Origin of the sequence: Pseudoalteromonas aliena (genome assembly GCF_038155085.1) — a bacterium.
Classification (GTDB): domain Bacteria; phylum Pseudomonadota; class Gammaproteobacteria; order Enterobacterales; family Alteromonadaceae; genus Pseudoalteromonas; species Pseudoalteromonas aliena_A.
In genome coordinates this window covers 1-1,247 of sequence record NZ_JBAKAU010000042.1, presented here as the reverse complement: position 1 = coordinate 1,247, position 1,247 = coordinate 1, and the positions used below count along the sequence as shown (strand labels likewise).

At 44.3% G+C, this 1,247-nt stretch carries 1 protein-coding gene; it reads right to left on the bottom strand.

Features of this window, described 5'->3' with window-relative positions; genetic code table 11:
* Positions 1-62: 62 nt before the first annotated feature.
* Positions 63-1,247, bottom strand: a complete 1,185-nt coding sequence (gene tuf / locus V6260_RS18445; protein WP_058548756.1) for an elongation factor Tu — start codon at positions 1,245-1,247, stop codon at positions 63-65.

Sequence of the window (1,247 nt, the reverse complement as noted above, 5' to 3'; positions counted from 1 at the left end):
CATTAAAAAACCCGAGACTAAGCTCGGGTTTTTTTAGTATTAATTAACTTAAAAGTTAACTATTACTCTACGATAGTTGCTACAACACCAGCACCTACAGTACGGCCACCTTCACGGATAGCGAAACGAAGACCTTCATCCATCGCGATTGGCGCGATTAGAGTTACTGTCATCTTAACGTTATCACCAGGCATTACCATTTCTACGCCATCTGGTAACTGTACGTCACCTGTTACGTCAGTTGTACGGAAGTAGAACTGTGGACGGTAACCTTTGAAGAATGGAGTATGACGACCACCTTCATCTTTAGAAAGTACGTATACTTCTGAAGTGAATGTAGTGTGTGGCTTGATTGAACCAGGCTTAGCTAGTACTTGACCACGTTCAACGTCTTCACGCTTAGTACCACGTAATAGTGCACCAATGTTCTCACCAGCACGACCTTCGTCAAGAAGCTTACGGAACATTTCAACACCAGTACAAGTAGACTTAGTAGTCTCTTTGATACCAACGATTTCAACTTCGTCATTCACGTTGATGATACCCGCTTCAACACGGCCAGTTACAACTGTACCACGACCTTGAATTGAGAAAACATCTTCGATAGGCATGATGAATGGCTTATCGATGTCACGCTCTGGCTCTGGAATGTAAGAATCTAGTGCTTCTGCAAGCTCTACGATTTTAGCTTCCCATTGCTCTTCGCCTTCAAGTGCTTTAAGTGCAGAACCTTGAATTAGTGGTAAATCATCACCTGGGAAGTCGTACTCAGAAAGAAGTTCACGAACTTCCATTTCTACTAGCTCAAGTAGCTCTTCGTCATCAACCATGTCACATTTGTTCATGAATACGATGATGTAAGGTACGCCAACTTGGCGAGAAAGTAGGATGTGCTCACGAGTTTGTGGCATAGGGCCGTCAGTCGCAGCTACTACTAAGATAGCGCCGTCCATTTGAGCAGCACCAGTGATCATGTTTTTAACATAATCGGCGTGACCAGGACAATCTACGTGTGCGTAGTGACGAGTTGGCGTATCGTACTCAACGTGAGAAGTTGAGATTGTGATACCACGCTCGCGCTCTTCTGGAGCGTTATCGATTGATGCGAAATCTTTAGCAACACCGCCGTATACTTTTGCAAGTACGTTAGTGATTGCTGCAGTTAGTGTAGTTTTACCGTGGTCAACGTGGCCGATTGTACCAACGTTTACGTGCGGTTTTACGCGTTCAAACTTTTCTTTTGCCAT

Coding starts and splice junctions, on each gene's coding strand:
- tuf (WP_058548756.1), bottom strand. CDS start 1,247: ATGGCAAAAGAAAAGTTTGAACGCGTAAAACCGCACGTAAACGTTGGT.